The organism is Actinoplanes sp. NPDC051633 (genome assembly GCF_040681735.1).
GTDB lineage: Bacteria > Actinomycetota > Actinomycetes > Mycobacteriales > Micromonosporaceae > Actinoplanes.
Map to the genome: position 1 here is coordinate 1 of NZ_JBFAZH010001785.1, position 1,110 is coordinate 1,110.

Consider the following 1,110-nt stretch of genomic DNA (forward strand, 5'->3'; position numbering starts at 1 on the left):
GCCGCGGCGCCTCGTGCCCCGGGCCGCCCTGCAGGAAGACCAGGTAGGGCCGGTCACGTCCGTCGGTGGCGGCGATCTCGCGGGCGTACACCTCGATGGTCTGCCCGCCGGGGTTGCCATGATCGAGCGGTACCGTGAGGAAATGATCGATGAGCTGCACCTTCGCCACCTTAGGAGGTCCGGTAATAATGATCCATGACTGTTGTGTGGGCGATCACGATCGACTGCGCCGATGCAAGGCGCCTGGCCGCGTTCTGGCGCGAGGCCCTCGGGTATGTGGAATCGCCGGTCCCGGAGGGTTTCGCCAGCTGGGAGGAGTGGCTCATCCGATGGGAGGTCCCGCGTGAGGAGTGGGGCGACGGCGCTTCCCTGGTCGACCCGGAGGGGGTCCGGCCGAGCATCTCGTTCCTGAAGGTGCCGGAGGCCAAGGTGGTGAAGAACCGGGTGCACATCGACATCAAGGCGGGCGGCCGGGACCAGCCACAGGAGATCCGGTGGCCGAAGGTGACCGCGAAGGTGGAGAGCCTGCTGAAGGCGGGCGCCACGATCGTCCGCGAGGATCAGGTCGACGGGGTTCCCAGCCACGTCGTGATGGCCGACCCCGAGGGCAACGAGTTCTGCGTCGTGTGACGCCGTTACTCGGCCGGAGCGGCCAGGCAGCGGAAGGCGCGGTCCTCGCCGGCCGAGGGCTGCACCGAGAAGGACCAGCCGCGCACGTCGTCGATCTCGGCGATCCGGCGGAACGAGCGCACGCTGCACACCCGCCGGACCGTCTCGTCGGCGGTGACCGCCGCCTTGTCCAGGGGGTCGACGTCGGGTGGGAGCGTTCCGGTGGCGAAGACCCGCCAGCCCATGGGTGAGGTCGAGGCCACCGGCACGCGCAGCTTGCTCGCGATCGACCGGACGCCGGCCCGCTGCGCGGACGCCAGCCAGGCGCCGCCCACCGATGCCGTGAGCAGCAGGAAGACGCCGAAGCCGCCGAGGAACCACCTACGCTTCTTGCGCTCGGTGTTGACCGTCGGCGTCTCGTCGGAGCGGGTCTGGTGGACCGGCGGGACCGGGCGCGGCGTGGGGTAGCTGGACGAGCGGTAGACCGACGGTGGCGGTGGG

General features: G+C 70.3%; 1 protein-coding gene and 1 pseudogene. One reads left to right on the plus strand and one right to left on the minus strand.

Going from position 1 to position 1,110, the window contains the following annotated elements:
• The first annotated feature begins 195 nt into the window (after positions 1–195).
• Positions 196–630, plus strand: coding sequence for a VOC family protein (locus AB0M20_RS45155; protein WP_364307797.1), 435 nt, complete (start codon positions 196–198; stop codon positions 628–630).
• Positions 631–635: 5 nt separating this feature from the next.
• Here the strand turns inward: AB0M20_RS45155 and AB0M20_RS45160 are convergent.
• Positions 636–1,110, minus strand: a pseudogene (locus AB0M20_RS45160) (hypothetical protein); the annotation flags it as partial.